The following is a 19918-nucleotide window of genomic DNA, read 5'->3' as shown; positions in this document are numbered from 1 at the left end:
TTTCTGCAAACTTAGATGATATACGCTTTACTTATGAGCAAGTTTGATTTGGATTGTAAAGGCTATATGGATCTGAGCCACTCTTTGGCTTCTTCCAGAGTTTCAAAGTGCTGCGTGGTGAATTCACCACCGGTTCGGGAGTTTTCAATTTTTTTGATGGAAATTTTGTTTAGTGCATTATCTCCAACAATAACTGCAGATGTCCGGAAGCCCTTCGCATAAGCCATTGGATACCACTCCTGGGCGAGCCAGGCCTGGTTTTCTTTACTGACCACAGATGCATTTCGATTATCAGCAATCACCATGCTCGCATTATTCTCAACCAATAAGTCTAAAGCGAAATTGCAGGCCTCCTGAAAATCCTCTGGTTTAGAAAAGCCATTCCAAACCAACCTTATACAGTTTGGATCCTGCTCATGATAGATTTTGCAGTGGCTTTTATCATATTTTAGAGAAGTTGACATAAGCTATGTATTTACAAATGATTTCAACTTTTTCCTGTCGATCTTCCCACTTTCAGTCTTGGGAATTTCATTTACCAACTCCACATGTTTAGGAATCTTGAATTTAGCCAGCTTCCCTGCACAGAAATCAAGTATATCGTCCTGAGTCAATGTAGCTGAACGCCCAACAACTATCGCCTTGCCAACCTCACCCCATCGGTCATCGGGAACCCCAATTACGGCCACTTCCTGAATCGATGGATGTGTCTGAAGTAATTTTTCCACCTCAGCCGGATACACATTTTCCCCCCCGGAGATAAACATATTTTTGATTCGATCTTTTACATAGTAATACCCTTCCTCATCCCGAACGAGAATATCCCCTGTTCGGAACCATCCATCTGTAAAAGCATCTTTAGTTGCCTCGTCATTGTTCCAATATCCGGGAGTCACCACCGGGCCATTGAGCCACAGTTCACCTTCTTCTTCATCTTTCGCTTCCTTACCATCTTGCTTCATTAGCTTCACGTCCACAAAAAAATTAGGTGTCCCAATAGATCCAATTTTCCGCATGGCATCATCGTGATGGAGGGAATAAATATTAGGACCTGCTTCTGTCAGTCCAAAACCCTGACGGATAGGGACACCTTTCGACTCCCACAACTCAATCAGTGGTAAAGGCATTGCCTCTCCACCCACGATAAAATAGCGAACAGACTCCAGGCTAACTTCACTAAACGACTCATCATCCGCCATCATCTTGAGCATAGTAGGAACACCCATAAATAGTGTAGCCTCCTCGTCTTCTAATAAATTCAGCACGGTAGTCGCATCAAATTTTCTAAGCAGGGTGAATGATCCCCCCTGAAGTAGGAATGGCATTAGCAATACGTTCCACCCTCCTGTGTGAAAAGGTGGCATACAGATGACTGTATGATCCCGAGAGGTTATATCCAGTCTTATTTGCGTATTTATCGCATTCCAAAAAGCCATTTTATAGGAATAGATCGCTCCTTTTGGAAAACCCGTGGTACCCGAAGTATAAATAATGAAAAGTGGATCATCATCCTTAATGTCATTAGCATTAAACTCTTCATCGCCTAAAACTTTAGAGAGCTCAGAAAAAAGATCCTGCATGTCCCAGCTAATGGATGGCTTATGTTCCAACTCATCCGAATCTATCAATGAGCTAAACTTTTCTTCCGAGATCACCATTTTGGGCTCGCAGTTGTTGACCATGTAGCAAACCTCCCGTGCCGACAGTCGATAGTTTATTGGAACTATGATAAACCCCAGCTTCATGGCTGCACCTAAAAGCACAATGTATTCCAATCTAAACTCAGACAATACCGCTACCCTATCACCTGGCTGAATACCTTCAGTTTGTAATCGTTTCGCCAGGAAGTTGGAAAGATTGTTGAGCTGACGATACGTAAGACTATCGCCGGTTTCAGCATCAGAAACTGCCACTTTTATGGGAGCATATTCAGCCCATCGCTCTATCCAGTCTTTTCGAAAGCTCATTGATATTTAAAATCTAAATGCAGCACTGGCAAATGCTAGTCCACCACCAGAACCGATAAAGTAAATCAAATCTCCTTTCTTTACTTTCCCGAGTTGGACAGCTTCATCCAACGCCATTGGAATACATGCTGATCCGGTGTATCCATATTCGTGCATCACCGTATGTGCCTTATCTCTATCCAGCCCCAGCTTGTCAAGTGTTGCCCAAATGCTATTGATATTGATCTGGGTAAACATGAACTGGTCTACATCTTCCACTTTTGTTGCAGATCTTTTAGCCAGCTCATTAGCCATGTCTGACCACACATCAGGATTCAATTCACTTGGAAAGCGCTTGATAAATTTTAAGAGGTGATCTTTATTTTCAACAACCTCCTTAGTTATTGGTTGAAAAGTGCCTCCAGCATAGATACCCATCCAGTCACAGTATTCTCCTTTGGTTCGCAGTTCGCTAGCCAGGTAGCCAGTTCCTGTTTCTTCAGTAGATGATAGTATCACAGCACCAGCTCCGTCAGCAAAAAGATTGCAGGTTTTCTTGTCGAGCTTATCCAGATACTTGCTCATTGCGTATGCCCCGATGACCATCACCTTATTGTAGTTCTCGTCCGCTTTGATGTACTTGACAGCCGTATCCAGGCCGATGACAAATCCCGCACAAGCCGAATTGAGATCAAAAGTTCCGGCATTTGTCATACCCATTTTGTGCTGAACTTTGGATGCAGTTGAGGGAGAAATGTATTCAGGTGTGTCTGTGCAAACAATAAGCAAGTCGATATCTTCCGGTTTCAATCCTGCTCGTTCCAAATTGACTTTGGCAGCCTCCATGCAGAGGTCGGCTGTGGATTCATCCTCATCGCACCATCGGCGGTTTCTAATATGCACGTTGGCTTCCAGCCATTCCGAAACATTTTCTCCTAAAATCTCATCAAAATAGGTATTAGGGATAATGTTTTTTGGAACATACATCCCGGTTGAAATGATTCTGGCGTTTCTCATCATATTATACTGTCATTCCTCCATCCACACTAATTGTTGCTCCGTTGATATAGCCGGCCTCTTCTGAAGCTAAAAAGCAATACGCATTGGCTATATCTTCCGGCTTACCTAAAGTTCCGGTTGGCACTTTTGATTTCATCATGTCAATGACATTGTCCGGCATGGCCATCACCATATCTGTGGCAATAAACCCCGGCGCTACCGCATTTGCTGTTACTCCTTTTCGGCCAAGCTCTCGGGCCCACACCTTCGTTAATCCAATAACTCCAGCCTTTGTGGCTACATAGTTGGATTGGCCAAAATTGCCATAAATGCCAACTACAGATGACGTATTTACAATTCGCCCATAGCCCGCTTCTGTCATGTGTGCCTGAATGTGTTTTCCACAATTGAAAACACCTGTGAGATTCACATCAATAACCTGCTGCCATTGGTCAGGTGTCATTTTTTTCAAAGTAGCATCTCTTGTAATTCCTGCATTGTTGATGAGAATGTCAATTTTACCATGCTTTTCAATGACCGCTTTTGTGGCTTTTCCAACTGCTTCATAATCTGCGGTATTCACCATGTAAAACTCTCCGTCAATTTCGTTGGCCAACTGATTACCTGCCCCTTCATTCAGGTCCCAAATAATCACCTTTGCTCCTTCTGCAGCAAACTTTTGACAGGTCGATTTTCCAATACCATTAGATCCACCTGTAACGATTGCAACTCTATTCTCTAGTCTTTTCATCTCTTATTTTCAATTTACTAGTATCCGAGAAAGATTTTTCTGGATTTGATTTAGTCTATAAATCACCCTTTGAATTCCCTAAAGGGCACCTTCTAACTTCTCCCTTAAGGGTTGGGGTCGTTTTGCGCTCCGAAGAAAAATCATTTCTCGGATTATTAAATCCAAGTTTTAAAAAATGTCGGATATCATTGGTTTACTTTAAAGGCCGATAACTGGATGCTACCGGCCTCTATTTTGCACAACTCTACTACTTATTTTCCCGGAAGGTCTAGTTTTAATTCTATGCTGTATAGTCTTCCAATGAATGGTGATGCAGTGAACTCGCGGTATTCACTATCAAAAAGGTTTGTTACGGCAATTGAACTAGTGAATGTATCCGTAATTCTATATCCAAATCCTAAATCAACGTTTACAAAACCAGCAAGCGGACCATAGTTGTATGAGTCTGTTCCTCTTGCATTTTCTACAATCGGTGTGCCTCTATAAGTAAGGTCCTGAGTTGCTGCTGCGATCTGGAAGCTGGAGAAGTAATCGTACTCTTCCACCCATCGAACAAATACGTTTCCGAAGATCTTATCCTTGTTGTAATTGAACCCGAAGCTTGCTTTGTTTTTAGGTGCATTTACAAGCAGGTCAAGTTTATTTACAGTTCCGTCATTATTGAAATCATTCTCAAGGTTGTCCTCATCTATTGGGTAATCAAAATATGAATAGTTGAAATCCAAAGTGATGTTTTGATTTACCAGATAATTTAATCCAATATCAAATCCATAAGTGTTGAACTCACCAAAGTTGATATAGGTAGCAACTAATCCACCATAAACACCATAAGCTGACTGAACATCTTCTATTGGAGTATCTCCTCTATGTGTTGTGACTCCTACAACTGTTACAGGGCTCAGGAAATTTTCTGAAATATTGTAATATGCATTTACATCAGCATAAAGCTTCTTTGAACCGATATTCCCTTTATAGCCAATCTCATAGGTTTGAAGCTTTTCAATGGTTTGTTTCTCAACCTTTGAGCCATCCGTCAAAGTAAATCCTTCTGCATTTCCAAGGATCAAGCCTCCAAACAAATCACCATACATGTTTAGTATTGTTGGTGCGGCAACTCCCTGACCATATGTAATACGGAATGTCCCACTTTCTACTGTTTTGGTCAACCCCACCTTAGGTACGAAGTTGAAACCATACACATCATGATTATCTGCCCTCAAAGCAAAGGTCCCTTTGAATCCGCTTCCAAATGCGTACTGACCCTGACCGTACCATCCGATTTGATCGACAGTTATAAAATCATCCTCATTTTCATCAAGCAGATAGGTGCCATGAGAATTAGCCATATCTCGCTGAAACTGTACTCCCGTCACAAAGTTGAAGGCTCCCCAGTTATTGTTATACTGTACTTCGCCATTCCATCTTTTGGAATCATCTATAAAACGAGCTCCTGATTGTAGTGATGCATCTGCTGCTTCTGCCTCTGAGGCTCCTCCATCTCGTGATGCCCAGTATGCCTTGGTTCTGTCATCCAGGGAATGAGTATCTCTGGTATCACTCAAGCTTAAATATGCTTGTGCAAAAATTCTCGGTGAAACATACCGTAGATGAAATGTCTGAATTTTCCAGTCGATAATTTCATTTCGCCCCACATTGGTTGGAGAAAGGTATGTGCTGTTACTTGCATCGTATGAAAAGATCAGATCAGAATCATCATTCAGCGTATAATAAAGGCCTAAACCCCCCTTGATAAATTCGAACTCATTATCTAAATCATATTCCTCATAACCTTCTTTGATGCCATCAGGGCCGCCATTTCCACTATTATCAGTTCTGTCTATGTACACAGAGTCAGCAAACTGAAACTCCTCACCCCTGGTGTACTCAAAGTTGAGTTTGAAGGCGAATTTGTCATTTAAAATCTGCGCGTGTCGTAATCTACTTGTGAAGACATTTTGGTTCCCTGCACCAAGTGCTACCGTAGTTCCCTCAGAGGCTCTAGGATCTTTAGTAATGATATTCACCAATCCATTATGAGCATTAGGGCCATACAGTGCTGAGTTTGGTCCCAATATTACTTCCACCCGATCAATGTCTTCTTTAATCTGTGGGCTCAACGGGCCAAACGGTAGTCCGGTTGCTACCAGACTGGAGAATCGACCGTCTGTTACCTGTGTGTTTTTAGCATTGAAGTTGCTATTGAAACCTCGAACGTTAATTCCAGTTCCAACAACACCAGAACGGATATAATCAACTCCCTTCAACCGTGATAGCAGTTCACCAGTATTAAATGAACCCCAGTTTTCAAGGTCTTTACTTGAAATAATCTCGATAGTAGCAGGTGTCTCAGTAATTTTTTCTGGCTGACGACTTCCGGAAATCACAACCTCTTCACCAAATACAGTTCCTTCTTCCAGTTGAAAATCGATAGTGACAGCTGATCCGCTGACAGAAACAGATTGATCTACGGCCTGAAATCCCACATAGCTGGCAACAATGGTATATGTACCATTTGCCAATCCTTTGATCTCAAACTTGCCATTGGGGTCTGTTACATCGCCATTTGCAGTTCCTTTAATCACCACATTGGCACCAATGAGTGCTTCGCCGGTTTCACTGTCTGTGACAGTACCGGTAATGCTTCCTCCCTGAGCAAATATGCCCACAGAAAGCAGCGTTAAAACGAGGGTTAAGTACAGGTTTTTCATAACTTTAGTTTGTTAGCATTTGTTTAACAGCTCGATTGAAGCCCGCCGGATTATCCATTTGTAACATGTGTCCGGCAGCTTCAATCATTTTAATTTTCACATTAGGTATTTTATTTCCCACCTCAGCTACTTGCTGGGTGGTCATTCCTGCATGCAGGTATCTATTAGGTATCAAAAAATCTTTCTCGCCAAAGAGTACATAGGCTGGAACCTTGATCTGGTCCAGCTCCGCAAAAACAGGATGTGATAGCATCCCTTTTACTCCCATCTCTCTCACTTTGGCATAATCATTAAACCATGGAGCTTCTTTTGCTTTGATCCGGTCCTGAATCATTTCCTCAGCTAAAGGCGGCATATTCACAAAATTGATCTTATAAGCAGCTCTTATTTGATCTTCAGTATGGCTCATCAAAACTGTAGCACTTGAAAATTGCTTCAGCGTGGCAGCTTCTTCATTAGTAAATGTTTCAAATCCTGCCGGAGCAGCTAATATCAATTGATCTAGCCAGTTCGGGTTTTGAAGTGCAGTAACTACACTCACTTGTCCTCCCATGGAATGGCCCATCAGAATGACATTATCTAATTCCAGTTTTTTCACGAACGTATCTAGCGTGCGAGCGAAAAAGTCCATGTAATCTTCTTCATCAAAAGCCCTCAAAGTAGACTGACCATATCCGGGTAGATCCAGCGCTATACATCGATATTCATCACTTAATCCTTCTATGGTTGGGTACCAGTTTTTGATATAACCACCCAGGCCATGCACCATCACAATTACAGGTGCATCCTGTGCTCCTTCATCCAGGTAGGCGATCTCAATTTCATCGAAGATTGCGACCTTCTTTGTGTCATATTTATAGGTAGGCATGAATTCATCATTTTGAGCAATGGAGAATTGCGCTAAACATAAGAATGATATGGTGATCAGGCTTTTCATGCGATTGATACTTTCTCCTTTTTAGACTTAGCGTAAGTATGCAATATCAGACCTATGGCGAGCGAACCTAAAATGGCAAGTGTGGAAGCGATGGCCGGGTTTCTCACTTCTTCCTGCATGTACGGCGTAAGCCTGCCGTAATACACTGAAAAATGAATAATGATGGCAGATACTGAGCTCACAAATGGCACATGTACCGGTACTTGCCTCAGGAAAGTTCCAAAAAGAACGGGCACAAAAGCAGCAGAGAAATAAGCATAGACACCATTCTGCGCAAAAATCCCAACACTCAAATCAGGAGAAATTAGTTGTTGCCAGCTGAAAGCAAAAGAAACGGCTGCTAAAAAAATGATTGTGAGTCGATTCAGAATAACCGGTTGAATTTTTGGCTCACCAAATATGGGACGGATTACATCTTGTGTGATTGTTGTGCTTAGGCTTTGGATCAAGCCTTCTAAAGTAGAAAGACCCGCTGATATCAGTCCCATCACCACAATGATTCCTATACCGGTGGTAAATTTTTTCACAACATAAGCTGACAGCACTCCATCGAGGCTGAGCAGGCTGCCATCTACTGTAAGATTCGGAAACTCCAGCCGGGCATAAAGACCTGCAAAAACCACGAGGAAGAAGAGGAATTCAACAATTACACCTGCAATCAGGTACGTATTTACCTGATTATCATTTTTTAAAAGAAGCGATTTAGTGATGATATGTGGCTGACATACAATCGCTATCCCAACCACAACCTGGCAAAAAATTATTTCAAAATAGTCCCTGAATAATGGACTTTGTGGATTTGTACCCTCTGCAAGAACAGGGTCAATTGCTTTAAGCTTTGCAAAAAATCCTGAGATGCCATCAGAGAAATGTTCGTAACCAGAAGTAAGCAAAATGATGGCAACCACTATCATCAAAGAAGCCTGAATCATATTGGTGTATACCATGGAGTTTGCTCCACCGAACATCATGTATCCAAACACGAATACCACAACAGAAATCAAAATGTAGATTTCTTCTACATTCAATGCTTTTGAAAGGAGCTTGCTCAGGCCTACACATATCAGCACAATAAATGTGATGAGTAGCAAGGATACGAAACCAAAAAATAGTGAGTAGCTCTTATTGTCATATCTGCTACCAATCCATTGTGCCATGGTTAGCGCTTTTACTGAAGTTCCTACCTTCCGAAATCCTTTGGTAATCACTATCAATGATATCAGTGCTGATATGGATAAAACCAATCCGAAGGAAAGAAATCCGCTGATTCCGTAGTAGGCAATAAATCCCGGATTGATGATGAATGTTGCTGCACTGGTCATAGAAGCCGCAAGTGCCAGCCCAACTGCAATCGGGGAAAAAGCAATATTGCCCAGCGCATAATCTGAGATGTTTTTAGTCTGAATAGCTCCTCTAATAACAAAGAAGAGAATCAGCGCCATGTAGGCGATGACTGCTATCCAAACATATTCAGTAAAACTTGCTGAAGCCATATTTTCACTTAATCCAGCTACCAATTTTTACTTATTCAGGCGCTTTGGCAACTGAACTCAGGTGAAAGAAGGTTTTTTTAAGGTGAACAGAACCTTTGTCGTGGTGAAGGAAAAATCCGCAATAAATCACCGGATTTTTAAATAAAAGTCAATATACACTTCTGACAAAGTGTTGAAATTTAAAATTTCATATTATCGAAAGGCGCTTCATGAGGTCCTCGCGGTAGGTTTTTCCAATAGGAATGCTCTTATCAGCAATTTGTATGTAATTATCCTCTATCGCCTGAATATGCTCTACGTTCACTATGTAGGAGCGATGCACACGCATGAATCTGGAGCCGGGAAGCTTTTCTTCCAGTGTTTTCAGTGAGTAACTCAAAATGTAGTTGCTCTGCTTAGTCATCAGGATGGAATAGATGTCGTTGGCTTCTATGTACCGAACATCTTCAAACTGAAGTTTTTCCAATCTGTTCTTCACCTTGACGAATAAGTGCGACTCGCTGACTACCGTATCTTCTTTTTGATTGCCTGTTGACAAATGGTGTCTGTGCAAGGCGATTTCTATCGCTGAAACCAACTCGTCACCATCAAATGGTTTAATCAAATATCCGTCCGGATTGGTGAGTTTGGCTCGCTCCAGTGTCTTTTGATCTCTGTCAGAAGTTAAGTAGAGAACAGGCGTGTTGGTTTTATTCTTGATAAGGGACGTTACCTCAATTCCATCCATCAGTCCTGCAAGGTTGATATCCATGATCACGATATCTGTCGGTTCTTTACTAAGTGATTGTAGTAGCTCCTCACCTGATTCGCTGATGCCTAATATTTCATAGCCTCGCTCCTCAAGTGTAATACTCAAGTTCTTTGCTACCACAAAATCATCTTCGGCAATGAGTACTTTGGTTTTTCCCTCGGACATTCTTCAAATGTAAATGCAAATTCACAACTAAACCTGTCGCGATTATATTGCAGGTCAATTATTTCATTCTGATGCGACGAGTCTGCACGTACATTTTTCTATTTATTGGAGCTTTCACCCTAGAGGCACAAAAACTTTTTCTTGACAGCCTTTTGCAGCAACCGGCAGACTCCAGCGCGTTTTCTAATGAAGTATGGTATTGGACAAAAATTGACCTAAATCCTGAAAATCGATACGTTGAATTACCAAACTGGAGCCATGTGGTAGCTTATGGAGATGAAGGCATTCATTACACAGGAACAATGATTCCGGGTGGGAAAAAAAGCTATTTCTCTTTCAAAAACATCATTCATACAACAAGTGATTCCTTATTGGTAAAGCTCAAAGGAGATCATCCGCTTTTTGAATTGGAGGTAACCTCAGTGAGTCAGTTCACTCCTGACCAATGGAGGTTTCAGGAACGTCAGAGACTAATTGCACACGGTTTGTTTTTTGGCATTCTGATCGTAATGGCACTTTACAACCTCATGATCTACATGGCTGTAAAGGATCAAAGCTATCTGTGGTACGTGCTTTCCATTGTAGGTTTTGCGCTTTACATGGCCTTTTATTACGGGTTTACATTCGAGCACTTTTGGCCGTCAAGACCCCATTGGAATGCATACGTCTTTGCCTTGATCATACCGCTCACTAACATCAGCAGAATATTGTTTACCAAGACATATCTCCATACTGATCAGTACGTTCCAAAGTGGAATACGTTCTTTACAATCCTGCTTCTACTCTATTTAACACCCATAGCGATGTGGCTAATAAGCTGGCTGGAAATAAAAGACTGGCTCGTGGAAACCAATCATGTAATTGGATTTCTTGGAGCAGTCACCATGTCAGCCATTACCATCGCTAGTGTGATCGTCTACCTGAGAGGGTATAAGCCAGCTCTTTGGTTTTTGGTTGCTTTTGCTCTATTCAACATTGGAGGTATTTTGTTCATTTTCAGGGAGCTTCACTATTTACCGGATAATTTCTTGACCCGCTATATCATCCAAATTGGTGCGGTTGCTCAGGTGGTTTTGTTTTCACTGGGTCTTTCTGACAGGCTTAACCGAACAAGAAAAATGCTGGCATTGGAAAAGATTGAGAAAGAAAAAATTGCACGTGAAAAGGAAATGGAGAAAAAGCAGCTGGCTGAAAAACAAAAAGATGAGCTTGAACGACAGGTAAAAGAACGAACGAAGGAATTGGAAGAAACGCTCAATCAGCTTAAACTGTCAGAGAATGATTTACGAGAGCTGAATCAGATCAAATCTAAGCTCTTCTCCATTATTTCACATGAGCTGAAGAGCCCGCTAACAACGGTCGATTCATACCTCAACCTTTTCATCAATCATTACAACAAGCTGTCGCCAGATGAAATTTCTGAACTCAGTGATAAGACCCGATTTTCTCTTCAAAATCTGATATTGTTGATGGACAACCTGCTCCTATGGTCGCAGCTGCAGCAGGATAGTTTGACCTTCAATCCTACCAATGTAGACCTTAGAAAGGCGCTTGATAAGTCATTAAAGTTGTTTACACCTCTCCTTGAGCAGAAGAAAATTAAAATTGAAATTGAAGCTGGAGTTGATGAAACCATTTTGAATGCGGATAAAGACATGCTGGAGTTTGTGGTTAGGAACCTAATTCACAATTCGATCAAATTCACTCCTAAAAATGGAAAGATAAAGATTGTAGCAGAACACGATGCTGATCTCACAAGAGTCTCCATCATCGATACCGGAATCGGGATGACCAATGAAATGATCCAGAAGATTCTAGATAAGGAAGAAGGGTTTACACGCACAGGCACTGAGCAGGAAAAAGGTTCAGGAATCGGACTTCTTATGTGCAAGGACTTTATTGAAAAAAATCAGGGTAAATTGGAAATTAGCGCCAAACAGGGAACTACCGTTTCCTTTTGCCTACCTGGTAGTAAAGTGCACTAAAAACCCCTTTATGATAAAACTTGATTTCATTTTCCTGAAAATTATTTTTCTTCAAAAAAGACCTTAAATCGAGTAGTTTGATGGTTTCAAGATTGGCACACCATCTAAAGAAAATCAGCATTGAATCAAGTAAGAGCGTATTAACCTTTCTCTTTTCAAAATCCACAACAATCAACTTCGCATTAGTACTAAGAAGCCTCTTGATTTTCGCAATAACAGTATTCAGGCTTTGTTGATCAAAACAGTCGAGAAAAAATGGACAAATGATCACATCATATCTTTTATCCGATTCAAACTCCAAAAAATCCGATTGAATGAAATTAATTGATCCGTGGAATTTTCTCCTTTTAGCTCTATCCAGCATCCTGACGGACTTTTCCACAAAATCCAACTCACCACTTTTGGGAATATACTCAAGTAATTTACCTGTCCCTCCACCAAGGATAAGCACATGATCTTTATCGCCTATTTCTTTCAGATGATAAGCTTGTGCTTGTATTAATGATTCTCCAAAAACAAGTTTCGAAAGGCGATCATAAAAAGGTGCAATAAAGTCAAAATCGTTTACAGCCATTCGAAAAGAATTGGCAATAAAAATATGCCATCGCCTATTGCTCTGTAGCGATGCTTGAGTCGAAACCAATCGGAAAAAATGAGCATCAATGCATAAATGACAAAGCCTGCTATAAAATAAATTGTGATAACATTGATGGAAAGAATGGCAATTGCAAGACTTATTGAGATCAACAGTAATATGATTTTTTCCAGTTGCTTACCATTAAGTTCTGTGGCAATCGATTGAAACTTATCTCTTATATCGTCCTCCTTTTCATACCAGCTAAATAGACTCAGGTTCACAAAGGTTAGTAGCACCAATAATAGAAATATATCCCATTGGTAAGTCTCACTGAGTAGAAAAGGTACCATCAAAATGCCGGCTGAATAAACCAAGGCAACATAAAGCTCTTTCGAAAGAAATCGCGATAACCTGTGTTGCATCAATAAATAGATAAATGAGAATATCGCCAGCGCCAATCCGCCTAGGAAAATCACCAGAGGAATGAAAAAGATCAGCAACGAAAGCACCAACAAAACAATACCAGCAACTACCAGTAAAGATTTTCGATGATCTTTATGAAACAGATATCGCTCCCTGGAAGATCTGATCTTATTCTCTGCATCTCTAAGATGATCTGCTGTATAGATAAGCCAGACAACTCCTCCCAGAAGCACATAAGCTTCCCATCCGGGAGCTACACCGAATTGGACACAAAAAAATCGGAGCAGTATGACTACTCCGATTACAATATCTATGGACAAAATTTGAGCGGTACGATATGCTCGCCCGATCATTATCCCTGAGCTAATGCTTCTGCACCACCCACGATCTCCAAAATCTCTTTTGTAATGGCTGCCTGACGTGTTCTGTTGTAAGTCAACCGAAGCTCCTTCAGTAGGTCATCCGCATTCTCCGTTGCTTTATCCATTGCCGTCATTCGTGCTCCATGCTCAGATGCATTGGACTCAAGCAAAGTTTTATAAAACTGGATTTTAAGCGACTTTGGTACTAATTCATCAAAAATGAAGTCCTTAGATGGCTCATAGATGTAATCTATCTCACCAAAATCAGCACCTGAATCATCAAGTTCAACTTCTTTAATCGGAAGGAATTGCTCTTTCTTTACGATCTGAGTTGCAACATTTTTAAACTCGTTGTAAATAATGTCCACCTGATCGTATGTGCCATCAAGGAATGCAGCCATCACCATTTCAGCTGCTTCTTTGACATCTGCAAAATTCAACTTTTCAATTAGATGAGAATAAGTATCAATTACATTGTACTTTCTCTTTGAAAAGTGCTCAAATGCTTTTTTACCTATCGGCAAAATTTCCAGATTCCCAGCAGCCTCAACATGGCTATACCTCTCAGCAATAAGTGCCTTGGTACCTTTAAAGACACTACTATTAAAGGCACCACACAATCCTCTGTCAGATGAAACCACTACAAGAAGTACTCTCTCGATAGATCGCTCCTCTGAATATGGATTATCACTTACATCTGTCTGTCCACCTGAAACATTCTGAATAATCTCAGAAAGCTTCTGGGAATATGGCCTCATTTGAATGATACGATCCTGTGCTCTCCTCAACTTAGCAGCCGCCACCATTTTCATGGCCTTAGTGATCTGCTGTGTTGAAACAACTGACTGAATCCTACCTTTTACCTCTTTAAGATTGGCCATCTATCTTCTTATTTTTTGTATCTGGAAGCAATGTCTTTCGCGATTTCTTCTGTTTTAGCAACAGCCTCATCGCTTAATTTACCAGCTTTAAAGTCTGCCAACGCATCCTTACCGGTACTTCTCATTGCGTTAATAAATTCAGTTTGGAATTCTTTCGCTTTATTCACAGGAACCGGATCAAGGAAGCCTTTCGTGGAAGCGTAAATGATTGCTACCTGCTCTTCTACCGGTACCGGAGAGAACTGTGGTTGCTTCAATATTTCCTGGTTCTTTCTACCCCTGTCAATGGTTCGCTGTGTTGCAGCATCAAGATCAGATCCGAACTTAGCGAATGCCTCTAATTCACGGAACTGTGCCTGATCCAACTTCAACGTACCAGCAACCTTTTTCATGGACTTGATCTGTGCGTTACCACCAACCCTTGATACCGAGATACCAACGTTAATTGCAGGGCGAATACCAGAGTTAAACAAGTTAGTCTCAAGGAAGATCTGACCATCCGTAATCGAGATTACGTTTGTAGGAATATAGGCAGACACATCACCTGCTTGCGTTTCAATGATCGGAAGTGCTGTCAATGATCCACCACCTTTTACTTTTCCTTTCAAAGAAGGAGGAAGGTCATTCATTTGCTGGGCGATAGAATCGTCACCGATGATCTTAGCAGCTCTTTCCAAAAGTCTTGAGTGAAGGTAGAATACATCTCCAGGATACGCTTCACGCCCCGGAGGTCTTCTTAGAAGCAGAGAAACCTCACGGTAAGAAACTGCCTGCTTAGAAAGGTCATCATAAACCACCAATGCTGGACGTCCAGTATCTCTGAAGTACTCACCAATTGCAGCACCCGTCATCGGAGCATAAAACTGCATTGGAGCTGGATCAGATGCGGAAGCATTTACAATAACCGTATAAGCCATTGCTCCCGCCTTTTCAAGTTGAGCTACAATTCCAGCTACCGTTGATGCTTTCTGTCCGATCGCAACGTAGATACAGAAAACAGGCTCACCTTTATCGTAAAATTCTTTCTGATTGATAATTGTATCAATAACTACAGCAGTTTTACCTGTCTGACGGTCACCAATTACTAACTCTCTTTGACCTCTACCAACAGGGATCATTGAATCAATCGCTGTAATACCTGACTGAAGTGGTTCACTTACTGGCTCCCTAAAGATTACTCCCGGGGCTTTTCTTTCAAGAGGCATTTCAAATGTTTCACCTTCGATTGCCCCTTTACCATCGATAGGATTACCCAGTGTGTCAACAACTCGTCCACACATGCCATCACCTACTTTGATGGAAGCAATTCGGCCGGTTCTCTTTACTGTGTCACCTTCGTTTACGTTTGCAGAGTCTCCAAGAAGTACAGCTCCTACATTGTCCTCTTCAAGGTTCAATACAAGTGCATTCAATCCGTTTTCAAACTCTAAAAGCTCACCAGCTTGAGCATTAGACAATCCGTAGATTCTGGCTACACCATCACCTACCTGTAGTACGGTACCTACTTCTTCAAGCTCAGCTTCGGTTTTATGCCCGGATAGCTGCTCTCTTAAAATTGCTGAAACCTCATCAGGTCTTACTTGTGCCATAATTTTATTTGTTTAGCCTGTTGGCTTGAGTTATTTATTTTTTTGAAAACTTCAGTTTTAAATCTTTCAATTGTCCACTCACACTTTCATCCAACTGCAGGTCTCCCATTCTCAGGATATATCCTCCGACAATTTCCGGATCTACCTTTTCTGATAAAAGTGGATCTTTTCCTGTAATATCTTTTGCTAGCTTTTCGAATGCTTTTTTCATATCAGCATCTAGCTCAATGCTAGTAGTAACTGATACCTCAGCAAGTCCTTTTTTCACATTATATAAGTGAAGGAATTCCTCAGCGATATCCTCAAGCAAGTTTTCCCGACTTTTTCTTGTGATAATGTCAAAAGCTTGAAGAGTAAGGTCATTTACTTTGCCAGTAAACACCTTTTTTAGAATATCCGCCTTTTTTTGGTGAGGAATGATCGGGCTTTTCAGCATCAACGAAAAGTCTCTGTTATCGTCGCATACTGAAATGAAAGATTCCATATCAGTCTTAACATTATCAAGCACCTTCTTTTCCTCAGCCAATTCAAGGATTGGAGTGGCATACCGAACCGCTATTCTGCCTACAGACATGCTTAATTAACTTTTACGTCTTTGATAAATTTCTCAACTAATGCTTTTTGAGACTTGTCGTCAGAAAGCTTTTCGCGAAGGACCTTTTCAGCTATCTCCAGGGATAGTGAAGCTACCAATGCTTTTACCTCACTAAGAGCCGCCTTCTTTTCAACCTCTATAGCCTCTCTTGCATCCTGAATCATCTTTGATGTAATATCAGATGTTTCAGCTTTGGCACGCTCAATAATGTGGCTTGCTTCATCTCGGGCTTCTTTTAAGATTGCATCTCTTTCTATTCGTGCTTCCTGAAGGAGGTACTCATTATCAGCCTTGATTTGCTTCATCTCTTCTTGCGCATGCTCAGCAGCTCTTAGAGAATCTTCAATTTGAAATTCACGCGTTTTAAGTGCGCTCAATATCGGCCTCCAAACGAATGCTCGTAGGATAAATAGTACGATCAGGAAGACAATCAATTGCCAAATGATCAATCCAATATCTGGGGTAACTAGTGCCACGGTATATCTATTTTTTTAGTAAATGTCTTTTCAATAAAAGCTGGCCATGCCACCTAATGTGGTCATGGCCAACCTTGTTTTAGGAATTAATTTCCTGATCCAGCCAATAGACCAACTACAACGCCGAATAGAGCTGCACCTTCAATAAGGGCTGCTGCGATAATCATTGCTGTTTGGATTTTACCAGCTGCTTCTGGTTGTCTTGCAATACTCTCAGTTGCTCCTTTACCGATTAAACCGATACCAAGCCCTGCTCCTAATACTGCTAAACCTGCTCCTACTGCTCCCATAATTGTATATTTATATAGTTAAAAAAATGGTTCAAAAATTTTTAATGATGCTCCTGAACTGCCTGACCGAAGTACAGTGCTGAAAGAAGCGTAAAAACGTAAGCTTGTAGCACAGCTACAAAAAGCTCAAGCATATTCATCACTGTGGCAAAAAGAGCCCCAACAACGCCTATTGTAAGACTTTCGAAAATGAAAGCCAAACTGATAATACTAAGTATAAGAATGTGACCAGCTGTGATGTTCGCAAAAAGTCGAATCATAAGCGAGAACGGCTTGGTGAAAATACCAATGATCTCTACTGGCCATAAAATAATGTAAAGCAATAATTTACCTGCCCATGGCATGGACTTACCTAAAGGATCCACAATATGAAGCCAATACGTTTTTCTTCCTGAGAAAAGCGTGATGATCAACGTGATTACCGCAAGCGTAAGTGTAACTGAAATATTTCCAGTCATATTTGCTGCCCCCGGCAACAAACCAAGAAGGTTTCCAAACCAGATGAAAAAGAAAACGGTAAGCAAGAACGGCATAAAGCGCTCGTACTTGTGACCGATGTTATCTCTTGCAATATCATCTCTTACAAAAACAATGATAGGCTCAAAAAACGATTGAATTCCTTTGGGTGCTTTACCCGCATTCTTTTTATATCCCCTGGCTACAGCGGAAAAAACCAGAATGAGAATAAGGGCATCAATGAATAGAAACAATACGTTTTTAGTAATGGAAATATCGAAAACGTGCCCTCCACTTTCAAGGGTAATGTGATCATGATCCATCACATATCCATTGTATGGTTTCACTTCTTCATGCTCGCCAAAGAAATTTGCTGATGAAAAAATATCCAACCCTTTTTCTTCGGAATAAACAATTACCGGAAGATGGACTACTATCCCATGTGTAATTTCCCAAACGTGGGAATCTGAAATGTGGTGATTAATTAATTCGCTTGGATCAAATTGTTCGTCCTCGCCATCTTTTCCTGAACCACCTCCAGCCCATACAAGACCAGGCATCACGAGCAAAATTATTGCTAAAAACTTGTTGATTGTCAGAAAGTTAGATCGCTTCAACATGGAGCCTATTTTCATCGGATATTTGTTCGTTCCTCAATTTCGGCGCAAGTTAGTCAAAGCCTCAACTATTTCAAAGATCATATATATCAAATAGATGATTATAAATTGAATAACGAGATTGTAGAGGTCTTCCTGAGTATAAACCAAAACCAAAATAAAGACCATTGAAGATAAAAGTCGGATAATAATTTTCACGAGTGATGCTTGTGGCTTCCATTCTTTTGGTGCCCATTGATCGACGCGAAAAAGAATGATGGTTTGAATTGCAAAAAATGCAATCATTAAGTTCCATGAAGGATGCAGTTTCACATTCAGAAAGCTAAAGGAAAGCAGAGCGATTGTAATTAAAGCTAGTGTTATCCACTTCTTCATTTCGTAAACCTTAGTAGTAGCCAGATTGTGCCTGATAGTGAAAGAAAAACTCCGGTCAGTATAAAAACAGGACTCGTATTTAAATACTCATCTAAATAAAATCCAGCTATAATTAAAACGAGGTTCATTACCACCAGCTCAAAGGCTAGTGAATAGAACCTCATAAAAGACTTTTCCTGAGAATTTTCAGGATCAGGCTTTGAGTGCCTGTGGCTGCTCTTGTTCTTCGGGCTTTCCAATTTTTATCTCCTTGCTTTTCACGCCCATTTTACATTTCCCATTGAAAGTGGCACCAGATTCAACCAATAGTTTATTGGTAATAATATCTCCATCAATCGTAGCAGTTGCTTTCAGTACAAGCTGCTCGGTAACTTCAATTGTTCCAGCGATATGACCAGCAACCTCAGCATTCTGTGCTAAAACACTTCCATCCACTTGAGACGAATGCCCAAAAGCGGCTTTTGACTTGGTTTTAATATCTCCAATTACCTTGCCCTCCACACGAATATTCCCAAACGTTTCAATGCTGCCGTTTACGATCGTGCCTTTCCCTATTATATTACTCGAGTTACTCAACTCTTCAACTTCTTTTTGATTCTTGTTCAACATAGCCTGATTTTAAAGTGCAATATACTCTTGCGGATTTACAGGGTTACCATTGTGCCACAATTCTAAATGTAAATGTGGACCAGAGGTTAATTCTCCCGTATTCCCTATTGTGGCTACAACTTCTCCAGCCGCCACAAAATTACCAACGTTTTTAAATAATTCCGAATTGTGCTTATATACAGAAATTAAATTGCCAGGATGCTGGATTGCCAAAATATACCCACCATCAAGGGTCCATGATGACATTATCACTACACCATCACCCACAGATCTTACTGGCTCATTCTCCGGCGCAACAATATCAACCCCAAAATGATCCTCTTTAGGGTTAAACCCATCCGTTATGATCCCATCCAGAGGACTGAAAAGGTAAACATCTCTCAATTCGTAAACATTTGAAGATACTGCAATCGGCAAGGCGGTAATTTCCGCAAGCTCTGAACCCTCAAATTCTGCCCTAAACTGCGAATCAACCGGCTGTATACTTCCTGTAAGTTCGGCGGGTTGTAGATCAGATTCCGGACTGGATTCCATGTTTTGATCTATTTCTTCACCTGCAATAATCCTCCTTACGTTTTCTATGTAGATATCCTTATTATTTACCTCTTGCTCCAATGAGTCTATGGTCATCGATAGCTCTAAAACCTGTCGGTTGGCCTCCATTTGAGCGTGACGAGGATCAAGCCATTGCTCAAGCGCTACTGTGACTAAGTATACTGCTAGAGACAATAGCAGCAAACCTACACCTGCCAATAGCAAAAAAAGCCTTGCGTAGTTGAAACTAAAAGTTGTTTTTTCAGCAAAATTTTCCTCATTACGAATAATGAGTAGATATTTATTCGTTAGCCAATTACTAAATGTCTTTCTTGCAGCCATAGATTGCAATTTAAGCCGACAAAGGTATGCAGATCACCCCATGTTTTATCTTTACAC

At 40.9% G+C, this 19918-nt stretch carries 19 protein-coding genes; all 19 read right to left on the bottom strand.

From position 1 onward, the window contains the following. Positions 1 to 62 precede the first annotated feature (62 nt). Positions 63 to 464 carry an STAS/SEC14 domain-containing protein gene (locus CHB71_RS02840; protein ID WP_089355357.1) on the bottom strand — a complete coding sequence of 134 codons (402 nt, stop codon included), beginning with the start codon at positions 462 to 464 and terminating at the stop codon, positions 63 to 65. Positions 465 to 467: 3 nt separating this feature from the next. Further along, positions 468 to 1967: an o-succinylbenzoate--CoA ligase gene (gene menE, locus CHB71_RS02835; RefSeq protein WP_089355356.1), complete on the bottom strand. Its 1500-nt coding sequence runs from the start codon at positions 1965 to 1967 to the stop codon at positions 468 to 470. Positions 1968 to 1973: 6 nt separating this feature from the next. Then, positions 1974 to 2966, bottom strand: a complete 993-nt coding sequence (locus CHB71_RS02830; protein WP_245811206.1) for a 3-oxoacyl-ACP synthase III family protein — start codon at positions 2964 to 2966, stop codon at positions 1974 to 1976. 1 nt (position 2967) lies between these two features. Then, entirely contained in the window at positions 2968 to 3696 is a 729-nt protein-coding gene (locus CHB71_RS02825) for a beta-ketoacyl-ACP reductase (RefSeq protein WP_089355355.1), read from the bottom strand. A 251-nt stretch (positions 3697 to 3947) separates the two neighbouring features. Then, positions 3948 to 6404 carry a TonB-dependent receptor gene (locus CHB71_RS02820; protein WP_089355354.1) on the bottom strand — a complete coding sequence of 819 codons (2457 nt, stop codon included), beginning with the start codon at positions 6402 to 6404 and terminating at the stop codon, positions 3948 to 3950. Positions 6405 to 6408: 4 nt separating this feature from the next. Next, on the bottom strand, positions 6409 to 7341 hold the full coding sequence (locus CHB71_RS02815) for an alpha/beta fold hydrolase (RefSeq protein WP_089355353.1): 933 nt from the start codon (positions 7339 to 7341) through the stop codon (positions 6409 to 6411). Beyond that, entirely contained in the window at positions 7338 to 8834 is a 1497-nt protein-coding gene (locus tag CHB71_RS02810) for a sodium/pantothenate symporter (protein WP_089355352.1), read from the bottom strand. The genes CHB71_RS02815 and CHB71_RS02810 overlap by 4 nt, the downstream gene beginning before the upstream one ends. 2860 nt (positions 8835 to 11694) lie before the next feature. Continuing rightward, a complete protein-coding gene (locus CHB71_RS02795; RefSeq protein WP_089355349.1) occupies positions 11695 to 12309 on the bottom strand; it encodes a class I SAM-dependent methyltransferase in 615 nt (204 codons plus the stop codon). After that, the gene (locus tag CHB71_RS02790; protein WP_089355348.1) at positions 12300 to 13088 is read right to left on the bottom strand and encodes a UbiA family prenyltransferase; all 789 of its coding nucleotides are present in this window, start codon (positions 13086 to 13088) and stop codon (positions 12300 to 12302) included. Before CHB71_RS02790 ends, CHB71_RS02795 begins: the two co-directional genes overlap by 10 nt. Next, positions 13088 to 13978 (bottom strand): ATP synthase F1 subunit gamma, encoded by an 891-nt coding sequence (atpG, locus tag CHB71_RS02785; RefSeq protein WP_089355347.1) that lies wholly within the window; start codon positions 13976 to 13978, stop codon positions 13088 to 13090. Before atpG ends, CHB71_RS02790 begins: the two co-directional genes overlap by 1 nt. An 8-nt stretch (positions 13979 to 13986) precedes the next feature. Continuing rightward, the gene (atpA, locus tag CHB71_RS02780; RefSeq protein ID WP_089355346.1) at positions 13987 to 15567 is read right to left on the bottom strand and encodes a F0F1 ATP synthase subunit alpha; all 1581 of its coding nucleotides are present in this window, start codon (positions 15565 to 15567) and stop codon (positions 13987 to 13989) included. A 34-nt stretch (positions 15568 to 15601) separates the two neighbouring features. After that, on the bottom strand, positions 15602 to 16141 hold the full coding sequence (gene atpH, locus CHB71_RS02775) for an ATP synthase F1 subunit delta (RefSeq protein WP_089355345.1): 540 nt from the start codon (positions 16139 to 16141) through the stop codon (positions 15602 to 15604). 2 nt (positions 16142 to 16143) lie between these two features. After that, a complete protein-coding gene (gene atpF, locus CHB71_RS02770) occupies positions 16144 to 16638 on the bottom strand; it encodes a F0F1 ATP synthase subunit B (RefSeq protein WP_089355344.1) in 495 nt (164 codons plus the stop codon). An 86-nt stretch (positions 16639 to 16724) separates the two neighbouring features. After that, positions 16725 to 16928 carry an ATP synthase F0 subunit C gene (gene atpE, locus CHB71_RS02765; protein ID WP_089355343.1) on the bottom strand — a complete coding sequence of 68 codons (204 nt, stop codon included), beginning with the start codon at positions 16926 to 16928 and terminating at the stop codon, positions 16725 to 16727. A 41-nt stretch (positions 16929 to 16969) separates the two neighbouring features. After that, the gene (gene atpB / locus CHB71_RS02760; RefSeq protein ID WP_089355611.1) at positions 16970 to 18004 is read right to left on the bottom strand and encodes a F0F1 ATP synthase subunit A; all 1035 of its coding nucleotides are present in this window, start codon (positions 18002 to 18004) and stop codon (positions 16970 to 16972) included. A gap of 33 nt (positions 18005 to 18037) precedes the next feature. Beyond that, complete coding sequence (locus CHB71_RS02755) at positions 18038 to 18376, bottom strand: hypothetical protein (protein WP_089355342.1); 339 nt, start codon at positions 18374 to 18376, stop codon at positions 18038 to 18040. After that, positions 18373 to 18540, bottom strand: coding sequence for an AtpZ/AtpI family protein (locus tag CHB71_RS19165; RefSeq protein ID WP_089355341.1), 168 nt, complete (start codon positions 18538 to 18540; stop codon positions 18373 to 18375). Before CHB71_RS19165 ends, CHB71_RS02755 begins: the two co-directional genes overlap by 4 nt. Before the next feature lie 28 nt (positions 18541 to 18568). Further along, positions 18569 to 18985, bottom strand: coding sequence for a bactofilin family protein (locus CHB71_RS02745; protein WP_089355340.1), 417 nt, complete (start codon positions 18983 to 18985; stop codon positions 18569 to 18571). A gap of 9 nt (positions 18986 to 18994) precedes the next feature. After that, positions 18995 to 19861, bottom strand: a complete 867-nt coding sequence (locus CHB71_RS02740) for a M23 family metallopeptidase (protein ID WP_089355339.1) — start codon at positions 19859 to 19861, stop codon at positions 18995 to 18997. Between the last annotated feature and the right edge of the window lie 57 nt (positions 19862 to 19918).

This window comes from Ekhidna lutea, from assembly GCF_900188325.1.
GTDB lineage: Bacteria > Bacteroidota > Bacteroidia > Cytophagales > Cyclobacteriaceae > Ekhidna > Ekhidna lutea.
Note: the sequence above shows the minus strand (reverse complement) of the source record. Positions and strands in the feature narration are given on the sequence as shown.